Raw genomic sequence first — 16,033 nt, 5'->3', positions numbered from 1 at the left:
GGGAGTTTCATATGACATTGATACAGTTTTCCAGACAACTCATCCGGGGAGCACTGCTCTTGTCCATTCTTGGCGCGGCTGCCGTTCAGGCGGCCGAAAAGCGTGACCTGATCATCGACACCGACCCGGGCGCAGACGACGTCGTCGCGTTGCTGCTGGCGCTGGCTTCTCCGGAAGAGCTGAACGTCATGGCCATCACTACCGTGGCTGGCAACGTGCGCCTCGACAAGACCTCGCGCAACGCCCGACTGGCGCGCGAGTGGGCGGGTCGTGAAGAAGTGCCGGTGTATGCCGGTGCGCCCAAGCCGCTGGTGCGCACGCCGATTTATGCCGAAAACGTCCATGGTAAGGAAGGTCTGCCGGGTGTGCCGATCCACGAGCCGGCGAAAGGTCTGGCCGAAGGCAATGCAGTCGACTACCTGATCCGCACACTGAGCAAGGCCAAGCCGCACAGCATCACCATCGCCATGCTCGGTCCGCAGACCAACCTCGCGTTGGCGCTGGTGCAGGCCCCGGAAATCACTCAGGGCATCAAGGAAGTGGTGGTCATGGGAGGCGCGCATTTCAATGGCGGCAACATCACGCCGGTCGCTGAATTCAACCTGTTCGCCGACCCGCATGCTGCGCAGATCGTGTTGAGCAGTGGCGTCAAGCTGACCTACGTGCCGCTGGACGTCACCCACAAGATCCTCACCAGTGAACAGCGCCTCAAGCAGATCGGCGCCTTGAACAACAACGCAGGCAAGCTGGTGGACGGGATTCTCAACGAATACGTCAAACTGGACATGGAGCATTACGGTTTGCCGGGTGGGCCGGTGCACGACGCCAGCGTCATTGCCTGGTTGCTCAAGCCCGAGCTGTTCAGCGGTCGGCAGATCAATGTCGCAGTCGACACCCGTGAAGGTATCGGTTTCGGTCAGACTGTTGCCGACTGGAACGGCACGCTCAAGCAACCGCAGAATGTCTTCTGGGTCGAGAATGGCGACGCTCAGGGGTTCTTCGATCTGCTGACCGAGCGTCTGGCGCGTTTGAAGTGATCATATAGCCTTGATCCAGAGCATCAGGCAGGCAGCCTGGCTGGCGTATACCGGCTGAGCACCTGGCTGATGAAGGTGCGGGCGCCATCGGTGCCCAGCTCCTTGATCAGCAGGTCAACGGCAATAATCATCAATTCTTCCGGGTTTGCCGGGCTGTGCGAGCAGTGGCCCTGAGGCCATTTGGCCTTGATGTCTGCTTCGATGGCGATGGCTGTCATGTCTGTCTCCAGTGAAAGGTCACGCATGACGCTATCCGCTTCAAGGCGTTCGCGTCGCATGTAGTAAACCATCCCCTACACCGTTTGACACTTCTACTTACGCATCACGTCGATGAGCGTTTTCAATGACGCTGCCGATAAACGTTTTGTGACGATTTACCCGCGCATCGCACGTCATCCCAAGGCAGACTCTCGCGCCTGACAGATCAACAGGTTACAGGCGGCCTGTGGCGCCGGGTTTGCAACCAACGCGTTTTGACGCGGTCGGACCAGGTCTGGAAATATTTATTGGCACAGGAGGGTGTATGCCCCTGAAGTTCGCAACATTGGGTTTTGTGGTCGTGACATCGCTGTTGGCCGGATGCAGCAGTACTGGTTCCGATTCCAGCGCTGAAGCGGCACCTGTCAAAGCCGACGCGCCAGCCAGCAATGTCGTACCGGGTCGCTGTGATGCAGCGCTCGCCCAGTTCGCAATCGGCAAACCGGCCTCCATCGAGCTCTTGCAGCAAGTACGCACTCGCTCGGGCTCGCAAGACGCACGCATCCTCGGGCCTGACGACATGGTCACGCTTGAGTACCGCTCCGAGCGTGTCAACGTCAACACCGACGCCTCTGGAAAAGTCACGCGCATCAACTGCGGCTGAGGCAGCGCTTTTGCTTCACGCATAAAAAAACCCCGTCAGTGACGGGGTTTTTTTACATCAGGTGAATCAGTCAACCCGAACTTGTTCTGCTTGCATGCCTTTCTGGCCTTTAGCAGCAACAAAAGAAACGGTCTGGCCTTCTTTCAGGCTTTTGAAACCGTCGCTTTCGATTGCTTTGAAGTGTACGAAAAGGTCGTCACCGCCACCCTGTGGGGTGATAAAGCCGAAGCCTTTTTCATCGTTGAACCATTTTACGGTGCCGGTTTGGCGATTAGACATGGTGTATCTCCAGAAACATAATTTTCAGTAACGTGCTGCTCAGGCCAACTGGGCACACCGGCCTATCATAGTCGAAATGTGCAAAAAGACAGCTACTAAGGTGATCTCTTTACCCAAAGGTCGTATGTATGCAAGGCGTCATACGCGAAAGCTGGCTAAGTGATATCTCGGTCTGAGCGATTTTCAGTCACTGTAAGGCGCCCTGAAAGCCACGTTTCATATGGCTTTCAGGCGAGCGGGGGCGTGCTGCTGTCAGCGGTTCAAGCGAGCTTTTCACTCCCGTTAAAAAATTTGATTATTTTGCCTGGGTGCAGTTTTCGGTGACCAGTTTCTGCAGTTTTTGAGTCAGTCCAGGGGCTGGCGCAGTCTTGGTGTCGCTGAGGGACGCGATTTCTGCCGGAGTGAATTTCTCATTCACCACCTTGGCGCTGCACTCGCAATGAGCCGCGGCGGTTTTGGTATTCAGGTTCTGTTGTTTGGCAGCGGCGACGCACTCTTGTGTGAATTTGTCGTGCGCAGGTTTATCCATGGCAGCCTGGGCACCCCATGGGGCCAGAACAGTGGCGCAGGCGAGGAGGGCGGACAGACGAGAAAACTTCATGGTGTTCTCCTTTTGCTGACTTTCATTGATAAAGAAACGTAGCGAATCTCGACTGGTTCAGATGTTCAGGCTGCCCGTCAGTTCAGAGGGTGTGTTATTTGGCCTGATTTGCGTTGATGTTCGACCGGTGGCGAGTCGGCTGTGCTAGGATGCGCGTCCTGTTATTTTCAAGTGTCCCCAGCGCTGATGGCTTTGGGTGCGACGCAGGCAGATTTTCGTACACTCCAGTCATCTGGTTCGGTTCAAGGTTTGCCGCAAGGCTCCTGCCACTGTGAGGCAGGCACACCACCGAGTCACGTACTGGCTCATCCCAACCCACGTGACCTTTGGTAGGGGTCACCACTAGGAGAGGAGGCGCCATGCCAACTATTACTCTTCCCGACGGCAGTCAACGTTCATTCGATCATGCGGTTTCCGTAGCCGATGTCGCGCTTTCAATCGGTGCCGGTCTGGCCAAGGCCACCGTCGCCGGTAAAGTCAACGGCAAGCTCGTCGACGCCTGCGACCTGATCGAAAACGATGCCAGCCTGCAGATCATCACCCCCAAGGATCAGGAAGGACTGGAAATCATCCGTCACTCTTGCGCTCACCTGGTAGGGCATGCGGTCAAGCAGTTGTATCCTACTGCAAAAATGGTCATCGGCCCGGTGATCGACGACGGCTTCTATTACGATATCGCCTTCGAGCGCCCGTTCACGCCTGACGACATGGCGGCGATCGAGCAGCGCATGCAGCAGCTGATCGAAAAAGATTACGACGTCATCAAGAAAGTCACCCCGCGCGCCGAAGTGATCGAGGTGTTCACCGCCCGTCACGAAGACTACAAGCTGCGCCTGGTCGAAGACATGCCGAACGAGCAGGCCATGGGCCTGTACTATCACGAAGAATACGTCGACATGTGCCGCGGTCCGCACGTGCCGAATACCCGCTTCCTGAAATCCTTCAAATTGACCAAGTTGTCGGGCGCCTACTGGCGCGGTGATGCTAAGAACGAGCAGTTGCAGCGCGTTTACGGCACCGCCTGGGCGGACAAGAAGCAACTGGCTGCCTACATCCAGCGGATCGAAGAAGCCGAAAAACGCGACCATCGCAAGATCGGCAAGCGTCTTGGTCTGTTCCACACCCAGGAAGAAGCGCCGGGTATGGTGTTCTGGCACCCGCAGGGCTGGACCCTGTATCAGGTGCTCGAGCAGTACATGCGCAAAGTGCAGCGTGAAAACGGCTACCTTGAGATCAAGACCCCGCAAGTGGTCGATCGCTCGCTGTGGGAAAAATCCGGGCACTGGGCCAACTACGCTGACAACATGTTCACCACCGAGTCCGAAAGTCGCGACTACGCCATCAAGCCGATGAACTGCCCGTGCCACGTGCAGGTGTTCAATCAGGGCCTTAAAAGCTACCGCGAGCTGCCGATGCGTCTGGCCGAGTTCGGCGCCTGCCACCGTAACGAGCCGTCGGGTGCGCTGCACGGCATCATGCGTGTACGTGGTTTCACGCAGGATGACGCGCATATCTTCTGCACCGAAGATCAGATGCAGGCCGAGTCCGCCGCGTTCATCAAGCTGACGCTGGCTGTCTACGCCGATTTCGGTTTCAAGGATATCGAACTCAAATTGTCCACTCGCCCTGAAAAGCGTGTAGGCTCCGACGAGCTTTGGGATCGTGCCGAATCGGCACTGGCCTCGGCGCTCGACAGCGCAGGTCTGCCTTATGATCTGCAGCCGGGCGAAGGCGCGTTTTACGGGCCGAAAATCGAGTTTTCCCTCAAGGACTGTCTCGGCCGGGTATGGCAGTGCGGCACTTTGCAGCTGGACTTCAATCTGCCGATCCGTTTGAGTGCCGAGTACGTTTCGGAAGACAACAGTCGCAAGAATCCGGTCATGTTGCATCGTGCCATTCTTGGGTCGTTCGAGCGTTTCATCGGAATTCTGATCGAGCATTACGAAGGCGCGTTTCCAGCCTGGCTGGCGCCGACGCAGGCTGTGATCATGAATATCACTGACAAACAGGCCGATTTTGCCCTTGAAGTGGAAAAAACTCTGGCCGAAAGCGGGTTTCGTGCCAAGTCCAACTTGAGAAATGAAAAGATCGGCTTTAAAATCCGCGAGCATACTTTGCTCAAGGTTCCTTATCTCCTCGTCATCGGAGATCGGGAAGTTGAAATGCAAACTGTCGCTGTGCGTACACGTGAAGGCGCTGACCTTGGCTCGATGCCGGTCGCCCAGTTCGCTGAATTCCTCGCACAAGCGGTTTCCCGGCGTGGTCGCCAAGATACGGAGTAATTATTATTAAGCGTGAAATGAGACAAGATAAACGAGCTGCACCCAAGGCCCCGATCAATGAGAATATCTCGGCCCGCGAGGTTCGTTTAATTGGCGCTGACGGCGAGCAGATTGGCATCGTCTCGATTGATGAAGCGCTTCGTATAGCCGAAGAGGCGAAGCTGGATCTGGTAGAGATTTCTGCCGACGCAGTACCTCCGGTCTGCCGTGTGATGGATTACGGCAAATCGATCTTCGAGAAGAAGAAACAGGTTGCTGCAGCGAAGAAAAACCAGAAGCAGATCCAGGTTAAAGAAATCAAGTTTCGTCCAGGGACGGAGGAAGGGGATTACCAGGTAAAACTACGCAACCTGGTACGTTTCCTGAGTGACGGGGACAGGGCCAAGGTATCGTTGAGATTCCGCGGTCGTGAGATGGCCCACCAGGAGCTGGGTATGGAGCTGTTGAAGCGGGTTGAAGGTGACCTGCTCGAATACGGTTCCGTCGAACAGCATCCTAAGATGGAAGGACGCCAGCTGATCATGGTCATCGCCCCGAAAAAGAAGAAATAACCACCAGGGCACGGCAGGCCTTGTGGTTATATTTATCAACTGAATGCGGAGTATCCGAACATGCCAAAGATGAAGACTAAAAGTGGTGCAGCTAAGCGGTTTTTGAAAACTGCTAACGGCATCAAGCACAAACACGCTTTCAAGAGCCACATCCTGACCAAAATGTCGACAAAGCGTAAGCGTCAACTGCGCGGTAGCAGCTTGCTGCATCCGTCTGACGTGGCAAAAGTCGAGCGCATGCTGCGCCTTCGTTAATTTTGATCAAGATATAGAGGAAGTAACTCATGGCTCGTGTAAAGCGTGGCGTCATTGCCCGTAAGCGTCACAAAAAAATTCTGAAACTTGCAAAAGGCTACTACGGCGCGCGTTCACGCGTATTCCGTGTTGCCAAGCAAGCGGTAATCAAGGCAGGCCAATACGCCTACCGTGACCGTCGTCAGAAAAAACGTCAGTTCCGCGCTCTGTGGATCGCTCGTATCAACGCTGGTGCTCGTGTTAACGGTCTGTCCTACAGCCGTTTCATTGCCGGCCTGAAAAAAGCGTCCATCGAGATCGACCGTAAGGTTCTGGCTGATCTGGCAGTGAACGAAAAAGCGGCGTTTGCTGCGATTGTCGAGAAAGCTAAAGCCACTTTGGCCTAAGTCCCCGACAATCACTGGCCCCGGTTTTCCGGGGTCGGTGTTAAACGTCATAAATAGGGGAAGAGCCTTCAGCTCTTCCCCTATTTTGTATCTGGAGTCTGTACATGGAAAACCTGGACGCGCTGGTCTCTCAAGCTCTTGAGGCTGTGCAAAGCGCCGAAGATATCAATGCCCTGGAGCAAATCCGGGTTCACTACCTCGGCAAGAAAGGCGAGTTGACTCAGGTGATGAAGACCCTGGGGAACCTGCCGGCTGAAGAGCGTCCGCACGTCGGCGCGCTGATCAACGTTGCCAAGGAGCGTGTCACAGAGGTCCTCAATGCACGCAAGGCTTCGTTCGAGCAGGCAGAACTGACTGCCAGGCTTGCCGCCGAATGCATCGACGTGACCTTGCCGGGCCGTGGCCAGACCTCGGGTGGTCTGCACCCGATTACCCGCACTCTGGAACGTATCGAACAGTTCTTCACGCAGATTGGCTACGGCATCGCCGAAGGCCCGGAAGTCGAAGACGACTACCACAATTTCGAGGCGCTCAACATCCCAGGCCATCACCCGGCCCGGTCGATGCATGACACCTTCTATTTCAATGCGAACATGCTGTTGCGCACCCATACCTCGCCGGTACAGGTCCGCACGATGGAATCGCAGCAGCCGCCGATCCGCATCGTCTGCCCAGGCCGTGTGTACCGCAGCGACTCCGATATCACCCACTCGCCAATGTTCCACCAGATCGAAGGTCTGCTGGTCGATCGCGACATCAATTTTGCCGATCTGAAAGGTACCATCGAAGAGTTCCTGCGGGTGTTCTTCGAGAAGGAACTGGCCGTGCGCTTCCGTCCTTCGTATTTCCCGTTCACCGAGCCGTCGGCGGAAGTGGATATGGAATGCGTGATGTGCAGTGGCAAAGGCTGCCGCGTCTGCAAACAGACCGGCTGGCTGGAGGTCATGGGCTGCGGCATGGTTCACCCGAACGTGCTGCGCATGTCCGGCATCGATCCTGAAGAGTTTCAGGGCTTCGCGTTCGGCATGGGCGTAGAACGTCTGGCCATGCTGCGTTACGGCGTCAATGATTTGCGCCTGTTCTTCGACAACGATTTGCGGTTCCTCGCGCAATTTCGCTAAGTCGTAACGAACCTTTCAGGAGAGCAGGATGAAATTCAGTGAACAATGGCTGCGTGGCTGGGTAAGCCCGCAGGTTTCCCGCGACGAGCTGGTTGCTCGTCTGTCGATGGCCGGTCTTGAGGTTGACAGCGTGACGCTGGCCGCCGGCGTTTTCACCGGTGTCGTGGTGGGCGAGGTGCTGAGCACCGAGCAACACCCTGATGCCGACAAGCTTCGTGTGTGCCAGGTCAGCAATGGCAGCGAGACCTTTCAGGTCGTCTGCGGTGCGCCGAATGTGCGTCCGGGCCTGAAAATTCCGTTCGCCATGATCGGTGCCGAGCTGCCGGGCGACTTCAAGATCAAGAAAGCCAAACTGCGCGGCGTCGAGTCCAACGGCATGCTGTGTTCCGCTGCCGAACTACAGGCCGGTGAGGGCAACGATGGCCTGATGGAGCTGGCGGCTGATGCGCCGGTCGGTCAGGACATTCGTGTCTATCTGGGCCTGGACGACGCCAGCATCGAGGTCGACCTGACCCCGAACCGTGGCGATTGCCTGTCAGTGGCTGGTCTTGCCCGTGAAGTCGGCGCGCTGTATGCCGCCGAAGTCACCCGCCCGCAGATTGCAGCGGTCAGCGCGGTGCACGACGAAGTGCGTCCGGTTGAAGTGCTGGCTCCTGCGGCGTGCCCGCGTTACCTGGGCCGCGTAATCCGCAATGTCGACCTGTCGCGTCCGACTCCGCTGTGGATGGTCGAGCGCCTGCGTCGGTCCGATGTGCGCAGCATCGATGCCGCTGTCGACATCACCAACTACGTGATGCTCGAGCTGGGTCAACCACTGCATGCGTTCGATCTGTCCGAAATCAACGGCGGCATCCGTGTGCGCATGGCCGAGGAGGGCGAGAAGCTCGTTCTGCTCGACGGCCAGGAAGTCAGCCTGCGTGCCGACACACTGGTCATCGCCGACCACCAGCGCGCACTGGCCATCGCCGGCGTGATAGGCGGCGAGCACAGCGGCGTCACGGCTGGTACTCGCGATATCTTCCTCGAAAGCGCGTTCTTCGACACCATCTCGGTGGCGGGCAAGGCTCGCTCCTACGGCCTGCACACAGATGCCTCACACCGTTTCGAGCGTGGTGTGGACTGGCAATTGGCCCGTGAAGCGATGGAGCGGGCCACTGGCTTGTTGTTGGAAATCACCGGTGGCGAAGCCGGTCCGGTCATAGAAGTGGTCAGCGAGCAGCACCTGCCGTCGATTGCGCCGGTTACGCTGCGTGCCAGCCGTGTCGAGCAAATGCTCGGTCTGGTCATCGAGAACGCCGAGATCGAGCGTCTGCTGACAGGCCTTGGCCTGACAGTGTCTGCCGAAGCCGACGGCCAGTGGCGTGTAGACGTGCCAAGTCATCGTTTCGACATCAGCCTTGAAGTCGATCTGATCGAAGAGCTGGCGCGTCTATACGGCTACAACCGTCTGCCGGTTCGTTACCCGCAAGCACGTCTCGCTCCACAAGCCAAGGCCGAAGCCAAAGGCGATCTGCCAGAGCTGCGTCGTCTGCTGGTTGCGCGCGGTTATCAGGAAGCCATCACTTACAGCTTCATCGACCCGAAGTGGTTCGAACTGTTCACGCCGGGCGCCAAGCCACTGCTGCTGGCCAACCCGATCTCCAACGACATGGCCGCCATGCGCGCCTCGTTGTGGCCGGGGCTGGTCAAAGCCTTGCAGCACAACCTCAACCGTCAGCAGGATCGCGTGCGCATGTTCGAAAGCGGCCTGCGCTTCGTCGGCCAACTCGATGGTTTGAAGCAAGAGCCGATGCTCGCCGGCGTGGTATGCGGCAGCCGCCTGCCGGAAGGCTGGGCGCAAGGTCGCGATGCCGTCGACTTCTTCGACGTCAAAGCCGATGTCGAAGCGGTTCTGGGTTTTGCCGGTGCGTTGGGTGAATTCACCTTCACGCCGGGTCAGCATCCAGCCTTGCACCCTGGCCAGACTGCGCGCATTTTGCGCGACGGTCGTGAAGTCGGCTTTCTGGGCGCCATCCATCCGGAATTGTCGAAAACCCTGGGTCTGGATCGTCCGGTGTTCGTTTTCGAGCTGGTGCTGGCCGAAGTTGCTACAGGTCGTTTGCCGAAATTCCACGAGCTGTCGCGCTTTCCTGAAGTGCGCCGCGACCTGGCGTTGCTGGCCGATCGTGACGTTTCAGCCAGTGCCGTTCTGGACGTAATCCGTGAAAATGCAGGCGAGTGGCTCACGGACCTCAGGTTATTTGATGTTTACCAGGGTAAAGGCATTGATCCACATAGAAAAAGCCTTGCAGTCGGCTTGACCTGGCAGCATCCATCGCGCACTCTTAATGACGATGAGGTAAACGCAACGACACTTGCTATCCTCACCTCGCTTGAGGAGAGGTTAAACGCCACGTTAAGGAAGTAGCGTATGGGGGCTCTGACGAAAGCTGAGATGGCCGAACGTCTGTACGAAGAGCTGGGCCTGAACAAACGGGAAGCCAAGGAACTGGTCGAACTGTTTTTTGAAGAAATCAGGCACGCTCTGGAAGATAACGAGCAGGTGAAGTTGTCAGGTTTCGGCAACTTTGATCTGCGAGACAAGCGCCAACGGCCTGGGAGAAATCCCAAGACCGGAGAAGAAATTCCGATCACGGCGCGCCGTGTTGTCACCTTTCGTCCAGGGCAGAAGTTGAAGGCCCGAGTTGAGGCATATGCTGGAACCAAGTCATAACGACGAGCTGCCGCCGATCCCTGGCAAACGCTACTTCACCATCGGTGAGGTCAGCGAGCTCTGCGCGGTAAAACCGCACGTTCTGCGTTATTGGGAACAGGAATTTCCTCAGCTCAACCCCGTCAAGCGACGCGGAAACCGCCGGTATTATCAGCGCCTTGACGTGCTGATGATCCGCCAGATCCGCGGTTTGCTCTACGATCAGGGCTTCACCATCGGCGGAGCCCGCCTGCGTCTCACCGCCGGCGAACCGAAGGACGATACCCAGCAGTACAAGCAAATGATTCGGGAGATGATTGCCGAACTGGAAGACGTACTGGTCATGCTCAAGGCGTAATCGAGCAAGATACTTCCAAAATTCAAATGCTTAGGGTATATTTCTCAACGTTTTCGCAGGTTGCAAAACAGATACACGCCTAGTCGGGGCGTAGCGCAGTCCGGTAGCGCACTAGCATGGGGTGCTAGGGGTCGAGTGTTCGAATCACTCCGTCCCGACCATATAATTCAATGATTTAGCCCAATCTGAGAAGGTTGGGCTTTTTCATGCGCGTGACTTTTGCGTGACTCGTTGGTTTTTCATGCCTGCCTCCTCTTCAAAATAGTCAGCACCGGTCCGCGTGAATCGGTAGCTGATACCATGTTCGCAGCTTCAATCAGATGCCCAAGCTCAGCGCCTGAGTAATGACTGGTGATGCTGCCGTTCTTGTGGCCGAGCAAGGCCTTCCTATCTTCCTCGGTAACGCCTGCCGCGCGCAGGCGACGGCCGAAGGTATGCTTCAAATCGTGAATCCTGATCGATAGGTAGCCTGGGTGTGCGGGGCGAAGGTTTTTCTCCTGCCAGAGTTTCGCCGCGCGAACCCGTGCCTTTTTCCAGGCAGAATCGTTCATCCGATGCATTGCCGTGTCATTGAATGGGAACACCCAGTCCTTGCTCACGCCGCGCTGCTTCTCGATGATCGACTTTGCCACGCTATTGAGCACCACCAAGCGTTCGTCGCCATTCTTCACGCCTGATCTCGCATGACGTCCGCCGAAGTCGGCCGGGATTAGAAATACGCTGGTGTTGAGTTCCGGCACCGCGATCTCCCACTCCCATCTCAATTTGCAGACCTCCTGCTCGCGACAGCCAGTGTTCACTTTGAATAAAGCCATCGTCTGCAGGTGAGCTGGCAATTCCCCGAAAAGAATCGACTGCTCTTCCCATGACATCGGGTAGGGCTTTCGGCTTGATTTCCTCTCTTCCAGCTTCGAGAGCATCGGCACGCTATCCAGCCATGGCCTTCGCTCACTGTCTCGCCACTTCCTGGCACACAACGACAAAACCCGAACCACGCGCTCAATCGAGATGTTCACCGTGCGATTGCTCACTCCCTTTTTCACCTTGCCGTCCGCAAGCTTCTTGGTCGCCAGCCGATCCTTGATGAATGGCTCAAGAGCCTGATCATCGATATGGGTCAACGGCATGTCGCCAATGAATGGATCAAGCTGAGAGAGGTGATGCGCTGACAACTTGAAAGACGGCTGGTCCTTGATCTCCACCAGAAATTTCATTGCAGCATCACGCCAGGTCCTAACTTGGCGAACCCCGTAGACCTTCTGCTGCCGGATCTGCTCAAGTCGGTGAATCAGGTAGCGTTCTGCTTCTTGTCGGTCAGCTGTGCCAGTAGATTCGTAAAGTCGCTCGCCGTTGATTTTCTTATCGATATGCCAGAGCCCTTTCCTTTGGGAGAGCCCGGTGATCGTTTTTCGCGCCATTGTGTATCTCCTTTCTGGCGCTCGCTGCGGGGCAATTGTTGCTCCGGCGCGCCTTTTTTATCAATCGCTTTGGCTGCCACGTAGGACGATGCCCATTCATCAAGCTCCTGCCGGTCGAAGCCGACACCGCGCTCACCGATAGGGAACTCGTTCACGAAGGGCCGGACGATTGTGTTGAAAAGGGCAAGGTTCATGCTCAGGTAAGCGGGTGCTTCTCCCGCTCGAATGAAGCGCGGCGCGAGCGGGAGCTTGGCGGCAGATTTATTTGCCATAGAGGTACTGCTCCGGGCCGCGCTGGGCGGCGGAAGGGGTTATTCCCAGTCGTGACTGAGCAAAGGGTTGATCGGCGGGTTGCACTGAAGCGTTGCCAGGTCCAGCAGCGTGAAATGACCATCCATCCAGCCTGCTGTATCGATGTGGTAAACGTTTCCCAAGATGGCCGGCTGCCGAAGCGGGGTATGACCCACGACCAGCGCCTTGATGCCTGACACGCCAGAGGCGTCAGCATCTTGAATCCGGTTGCGCGACCACATGCAGGTGTTGTGAACCAGCTTCAGGCGCTTTCGCGTCAGCGGACTCTCCAGCTCCGCGCGCAGCTCATCCCATGACGGGAAGGGGCAATCAGCGTGGACGATGCCGACCAAGCCGTCCGCGGCCTCCACCTCAATGGCGATTGGCAGCTCGTCGAACATGACTTGATAGTTTTTCTGTTCGTCAAGTGGTAGGCCCACGAACCAGGTGCCGCCGTTGTACATCCAGTTGCCGATGTCGCAGGTATCGAAACGGCAGACATAATCGTCATGGTTGCCGCGCACCGGGTGAAACCAGGGCCTGTTCAGCCACTTGATCACGTCTTCGCACTCCGGCCCACGGTCAACCAGATCGCCAACACTGAACAACCGATCTACGGCAGGGTTGAAACCGGCAGCATCTAGCGCGGCCTGCAGCCGAGTGAAGTGCCCATGTATGTCGCCAACCGCGAAATCGCGGCCAGCCGTGTTTTCGGCGAAGCGCTTAATGCGCACCACCTCTATTGTTTCGAGCATGAGCACACCTCGCCCGCCGATCACCGGCAGGCTCTGTAGGGAAGGGGGTTATGGGTACTGGCGGGAGATTCGGTCGGCGATGGCTTCCAGCTTCTCGGCCATGTAACTCATGTCGTTATTGTCTCGGCGTGAGACAACAGCAGAGCGGGCGACATTGCGGCCTTCAAGGATTCGGGCTGCGATCCGGATCAGCCCTGCCTCCAGCTTTCTGCGCAGCCAGCCTTTACGAAAAATCAAAGCTCCATATCCTCTGACTCACCGCCATCGCCGGGCGCTGATCCAGCCTTCGCGAGCGCAATTACTTTTTCTGCCTGCTCAAGCAGCTCCGGGTACTGATCGTTCCAGTTCTGCTTGTAGGCTTTGGCGAGCATCGCTTCGAGAGCCTTCAAGAGCTCTGGTGCGGTGCGCATCAGATATGCGTTCGCCCAGCTTTCGTCGCCGATCACATGCTTGATGCCGTTATGGTCCATCGCGCCGATAGTGGCGATTTCCAGCGGCTCACCGTCGCGCTCGACGCAGATGCAGTAGTCCTGACGGTCTACGAGCCATTTTTCCTTGGTGTGGCTGATCATCAGTACTCGCTCCAGTTCATGTCCTGGATGTATTCGCAGGGGATCAACAAGCTGTCGGGTGGTGTGGTGCTTTCGGTCCTTACATCGCCGAAATATGCAATTGCGGCCTTGGCGCGCTCAAGGGAAAGCTGGGCATGGCGAACCTGCCAGGACTTGCGTTGCTTGTAAGAGCGCAGAGCCAATTCCTTGGTGATGTAAGCGAATCGCCGGCCGTGTTCGCCGCCATCCTTGAGCACTCGCTTGCGATACTGTTTCAGCAGGGATTCGCGTTGCGACCCGCCGAAAAGTTTGTCGTGGAATTCGGAGATGATGTACCAGCACTGATCAGTCTCACCGATGACCACGTAGCGCTTGCAGGTAACCTCCAGGCCTTTTGGGTCAAGCTCATCGACATATCGGTAGTGGTCCGGGCCAAGCTTTTGCTTTTCTTCGGGCATGACTTCGTCCTTGCCGCACACGCGGCTGACATTGAATTGATTGAGAGGGGGTGGTTACTGCGGGGTGTTCGGTCGCACCGGGCAAAAGTGAGGCCCTGTCAAACCCTTGGAGAAGCGCTTTATGAGTTCAAGTATCGGCCTTTCGGCGGTGATACTCGGTTGTTTCGGCACCGCCTGGGCCGCTGCGCGCCAGCAGATTGTCTGGCGGGTCATGTCTGGCCGCCGTTCAGCTTGGCGACTTCATCGAGGCAGGCGTTCCAAACCTTGGTCTCGCCAGTCGCAGCTGCATGCTGGTCGGCGCTTTCAAACTCGTCACGATGCGGTAGGTCAAGGCGCTCCGGCAGCACCACCTTCGCCGTGGCGGGCTGGGCGTGGCGGTATAGTGCGATTACATTGCAGTGCGAACCACTGTTCGGCTCTACCGTTTTATTGAATATGCCAAGAAGCGGCAGGCCATGCGGTTCGCACCAGTACCCAAAAGGCTCGCCCTGCTGATCGGCTGGCTGGGCGAGTAGGGCGCGTAACTCGTTCACGGAGCCGTCTGAGCCTCTATCGTCACCGTTGATACGGGCGATGTAGTCATCCAATTGGTCAAGTAAAGCTCCAAGCTCCCCGCCGAGCGCTGGAGGCTGAGGGGCTGCGGCGAGCATTGCCTCGTAGACCAGTGACGCCTCCCAATCCGGCACGTATTGGCAAGCCATCCCTCCTGCGATCGTCATTTCATCGGTCGGCTCAACCGGCACCAGCTTGAATTCGGTTTTCATGATTTCGATTCCTTCGCGCTCTGCGCATAACGGGCCTGACGCGCTTTGGAGCAGGCCTTGTGGTTTCCGTGGGAGCGGCACTTGCCGCAGATATCGCCGCCACTCTTTGCGGCGAACCACGGGGCAGGGGTGGGCTGTAGCGTTGTGGGTTGGTGGGCTGAGGTCATGCTGCCTTCACCATCTTTTCCGAGTGCCGGTGGTTGGTAGCAAATACAGCGCGGGCAAAGCCCTCGGGAGTAGTGCTGCGAAAGTTCGCCCTGTCAGGGCCGGGCGGGGCTTTGTGAATCCTGTCGTCAGGAAGCCACTTCAGCTCCGCTGCATGCATCGGCATCAGGGCCATGGCCTTTGGCTTTGGCATGAACTTGCCCAGCCATTCCTTGCAGTGCTCGATCGACGCCAACACCCGATCATCAATGCTGCGCTCGGGCATCACGAACCCCCCCCTGACCAAAGACAAGTGTTCTTCGTATAGTTGTCGTCGATGTTGAGCTCGGTAAAGTGGTACGGGTGAAAGGTGTGATTTGGCTTTCCGAAAATCGAACTGAAGACGCTCACTGGATTCTCAAAAAACCATGGCGCACCTGACAGCTGACCGATCACCCGGCACTGCTCAGCGATCAGCGCGGCCTTAGCCTGGAAGAACTTGTCTTTGGCAGCCTTGGCTGCAAAATGAGGCGTTCCGGACACCGCGACATCAGTACATGGCGGGAACCCGGCCACGAAGCGGACGCAGCCCGACGAAATCGCATCTCTCAGTACCAGCCATGTTTCCGGGTGATCGATGATGTGACCAACCCGAGTTATCAGCCCCTCGGTATTAACGCCGGCCGGGTGCTGTGGATCCACCAAGATGGCATGGTATCCAGCCTCAACCCACGGCTTGGCCATCACGCCGGTGAGGTCGCAAAGGAAGATGGCGATATTTTTCGAATGCATGGTTCATCCTCGCCGGGGTGGCGTGAGTCGTTTAATTGGGTAAGGACCGCCGCCCGCCTGCCGAGGCGTTCAGCGCAATAGGTGAGGGTTGGGGTTCAATCGTCGCTGCAGATGCGCAGCGCTTCGCGGTTGTAGGCGAGCTGAAGCTTGTGCTCCACAGTTGGCGATACGGTGATTTCGTGGCGCGGGATTTCAAGCATCGGCAGCGCTCCGCCCGGTCCGAGGTTGTGCAGGTGGTGAATCATCAGAGTCAGCGCCTCGCCCTGTTCCTCGATGCCAGCCCATGCCATCAGCTCACTCAGTGCCTGCTTCGTGCCGGGCCGCACTCTGAGCCGCAATTCCTCTTCCCCGGCCTTCTGCCGCTTGAGCGCCGTCCGCTCGTTCCGCTGTTTCTGGTTAAGGGCCATTTATCAGCTCCGTGTAGCCGCTGGGCGGC

23 protein-coding genes and 1 tRNA gene are annotated in these 16,033 nt (G+C 57.3%); 11 read left to right on the top strand and 13 right to left on the bottom strand.

Annotated features, from left to right (window positions below):
- The first annotated feature begins 11 nt into the window (after nucleotides 1-11).
- Entirely contained in the window at nucleotides 12-1,037 is a 1,026-nt protein-coding gene (locus BLT55_RS10840) for a nucleoside hydrolase (RefSeq protein ID WP_054999252.1), read from the top strand.
- A 23-nt stretch (nucleotides 1,038-1,060) separates the two neighbouring features.
- On the opposite strand, the gene BLT55_RS10835 is transcribed toward BLT55_RS10840, so the two are convergent.
- Entirely contained in the window at nucleotides 1,061-1,255 is a 195-nt protein-coding gene (locus tag BLT55_RS10835) for a hypothetical protein (RefSeq protein WP_042913058.1), read from the bottom strand.
- Nucleotides 1,256-1,560: 305 nt separating this feature from the next.
- Here BLT55_RS10835 and BLT55_RS10830 point away from each other — a divergent pair, with 305 nt between their 5' ends.
- Nucleotides 1,561-1,899: an I78 family peptidase inhibitor gene (locus BLT55_RS10830; RefSeq protein WP_007249858.1), complete on the top strand. Its 339-nt coding sequence runs from the start codon at nucleotides 1,561-1,563 to the stop codon at nucleotides 1,897-1,899.
- A gap of 66 nt (nucleotides 1,900-1,965) precedes the next feature.
- On the opposite strand, the gene BLT55_RS10825 is transcribed toward BLT55_RS10830, so the two are convergent.
- A complete protein-coding gene (locus BLT55_RS10825) occupies nucleotides 1,966-2,178 on the bottom strand; it encodes a cold-shock protein (protein WP_002553156.1) in 213 nt (70 codons plus the stop codon).
- 295 nt (nucleotides 2,179-2,473) lie between these two features.
- On the bottom strand, nucleotides 2,474-2,779 hold the full coding sequence (locus BLT55_RS10820; protein ID WP_054999253.1) for a hypothetical protein: 306 nt from the start codon (nucleotides 2,777-2,779) through the stop codon (nucleotides 2,474-2,476).
- Nucleotides 2,780-3,138: 359 nt separating this feature from the next.
- On the opposite strand from BLT55_RS10820, the gene thrS reads away from it, so the two are divergent.
- The 9 genes from thrS to BLT55_RS10775 all read left to right on the top strand — a co-directional run bounded on the left by thrS (nucleotide 3,139) and on the right by BLT55_RS10775 (nucleotide 10,585).
- Nucleotides 3,139-5,061 carry a threonine--tRNA ligase gene (gene thrS, locus BLT55_RS10815; protein WP_054999254.1) on the top strand — a complete coding sequence of 641 codons (1,923 nt, stop codon included), beginning with the start codon at nucleotides 3,139-3,141 and terminating at the stop codon, nucleotides 5,059-5,061.
- Entirely contained in the window at nucleotides 5,061-5,612 is a 552-nt protein-coding gene (infC, locus tag BLT55_RS10810) for a translation initiation factor IF-3 (protein ID WP_170846037.1), read from the top strand. The genes thrS and infC overlap by 1 nt, the downstream gene beginning before the upstream one ends.
- Nucleotides 5,613-5,672: 60 nt before the next feature.
- Nucleotides 5,673-5,867, top strand: a complete 195-nt coding sequence (rpmI, locus tag BLT55_RS10805) for a 50S ribosomal protein L35 (RefSeq protein ID WP_002553160.1) — start codon at nucleotides 5,673-5,675, stop codon at nucleotides 5,865-5,867.
- A gap of 29 nt (nucleotides 5,868-5,896) precedes the next feature.
- Nucleotides 5,897-6,253, top strand: coding sequence for a 50S ribosomal protein L20 (rplT, locus tag BLT55_RS10800; protein ID WP_002553161.1), 357 nt, complete (start codon nucleotides 5,897-5,899; stop codon nucleotides 6,251-6,253).
- 104 nt (nucleotides 6,254-6,357) lie between these two features.
- A complete protein-coding gene (pheS, locus tag BLT55_RS10795) occupies nucleotides 6,358-7,374 on the top strand; it encodes a phenylalanine--tRNA ligase subunit alpha (protein ID WP_054999255.1) in 1,017 nt (338 codons plus the stop codon).
- A 28-nt stretch (nucleotides 7,375-7,402) separates the two neighbouring features.
- Nucleotides 7,403-9,781: a phenylalanine--tRNA ligase subunit beta gene (gene pheT / locus BLT55_RS10790; protein ID WP_054999256.1), complete on the top strand. Its 2,379-nt coding sequence runs from the start codon at nucleotides 7,403-7,405 to the stop codon at nucleotides 9,779-9,781.
- Between the two features lie 3 nt (nucleotides 9,782-9,784).
- Nucleotides 9,785-10,087, top strand: coding sequence for an integration host factor subunit alpha (ihfA, locus tag BLT55_RS10785; RefSeq protein WP_002553164.1), 303 nt, complete (start codon nucleotides 9,785-9,787; stop codon nucleotides 10,085-10,087).
- Nucleotides 10,068-10,424 carry a MerR family transcriptional regulator gene (locus tag BLT55_RS10780; RefSeq protein ID WP_003382396.1) on the top strand — a complete coding sequence of 119 codons (357 nt, stop codon included), beginning with the start codon at nucleotides 10,068-10,070 and terminating at the stop codon, nucleotides 10,422-10,424. The genes ihfA and BLT55_RS10780 overlap by 20 nt, the downstream gene beginning before the upstream one ends.
- 84 nt (nucleotides 10,425-10,508) lie before the next feature.
- Nucleotides 10,509-10,585, top strand: a tRNA-Pro gene (locus BLT55_RS10775).
- A gap of 78 nt (nucleotides 10,586-10,663) precedes the next feature.
- Here BLT55_RS10775 and BLT55_RS10770 read toward each other — a convergent pair.
- The 10 genes from BLT55_RS10770 to BLT55_RS10730 all read right to left on the bottom strand — a co-directional run bounded on the left by BLT55_RS10770 (nucleotide 10,664) and on the right by BLT55_RS10730 (nucleotide 16,004).
- Complete coding sequence (locus tag BLT55_RS10770; RefSeq protein WP_223862744.1) at nucleotides 10,664-11,827, bottom strand: tyrosine-type recombinase/integrase; 1,164 nt, start codon at nucleotides 11,825-11,827, stop codon at nucleotides 10,664-10,666.
- A complete protein-coding gene (locus BLT55_RS33965; RefSeq protein WP_223862743.1) occupies nucleotides 11,713-12,114 on the bottom strand; it encodes a hypothetical protein in 402 nt (133 codons plus the stop codon). The genes BLT55_RS10770 and BLT55_RS33965 overlap by 115 nt, the downstream gene beginning before the upstream one ends.
- A 39-nt stretch (nucleotides 12,115-12,153) precedes the next feature.
- On the bottom strand, nucleotides 12,154-12,888 hold the full coding sequence (locus BLT55_RS10765; protein WP_054999316.1) for a metallophosphoesterase: 735 nt from the start codon (nucleotides 12,886-12,888) through the stop codon (nucleotides 12,154-12,156).
- Between the two features lie 48 nt (nucleotides 12,889-12,936).
- Entirely contained in the window at nucleotides 12,937-13,125 is a 189-nt protein-coding gene (locus BLT55_RS10760) for a hypothetical protein (RefSeq protein WP_054999258.1), read from the bottom strand.
- Nucleotides 13,122-13,460, bottom strand: a complete 339-nt coding sequence (locus BLT55_RS10755) for a hypothetical protein (RefSeq protein ID WP_054999259.1) — start codon at nucleotides 13,458-13,460, stop codon at nucleotides 13,122-13,124. Before BLT55_RS10755 ends, BLT55_RS10760 begins: the two co-directional genes overlap by 4 nt.
- The gene (locus BLT55_RS10750; RefSeq protein ID WP_054999260.1) at nucleotides 13,460-13,897 is read right to left on the bottom strand and encodes a hypothetical protein; all 438 of its coding nucleotides are present in this window, start codon (nucleotides 13,895-13,897) and stop codon (nucleotides 13,460-13,462) included. The genes BLT55_RS10755 and BLT55_RS10750 overlap by 1 nt, the downstream gene beginning before the upstream one ends.
- 209 nt (nucleotides 13,898-14,106) lie before the next feature.
- Nucleotides 14,107-14,661 (bottom strand): hypothetical protein, encoded by a 555-nt coding sequence (locus BLT55_RS10740; RefSeq protein ID WP_054999261.1) that lies wholly within the window; start codon nucleotides 14,659-14,661, stop codon nucleotides 14,107-14,109.
- Nucleotides 14,662-14,824: 163 nt separating this feature from the next.
- Nucleotides 14,825-15,094 (bottom strand): hypothetical protein, encoded by a 270-nt coding sequence (locus BLT55_RS33730; RefSeq protein ID WP_208601280.1) that lies wholly within the window; start codon nucleotides 15,092-15,094, stop codon nucleotides 14,825-14,827.
- A complete protein-coding gene (locus BLT55_RS10735; RefSeq protein WP_208601279.1) occupies nucleotides 15,091-15,597 on the bottom strand; it encodes a hypothetical protein in 507 nt (168 codons plus the stop codon). Before BLT55_RS10735 ends, BLT55_RS33730 begins: the two co-directional genes overlap by 4 nt.
- 95 nt (nucleotides 15,598-15,692) lie before the next feature.
- The gene (locus BLT55_RS10730; protein ID WP_054999263.1) at nucleotides 15,693-16,004 is read right to left on the bottom strand and encodes a hypothetical protein; all 312 of its coding nucleotides are present in this window, start codon (nucleotides 16,002-16,004) and stop codon (nucleotides 15,693-15,695) included.
- Between the last annotated feature and the right edge of the window lie 29 nt (nucleotides 16,005-16,033).

This window comes from Pseudomonas cannabina, assembly GCF_900100365.1.
Taxonomy (GTDB): Bacteria; Pseudomonadota; Gammaproteobacteria; order Pseudomonadales; family Pseudomonadaceae; genus Aquipseudomonas; species Aquipseudomonas cannabina.
Note: the sequence above shows the minus strand (reverse complement) of the source record. Positions and strands in the feature narration are given on the sequence as shown.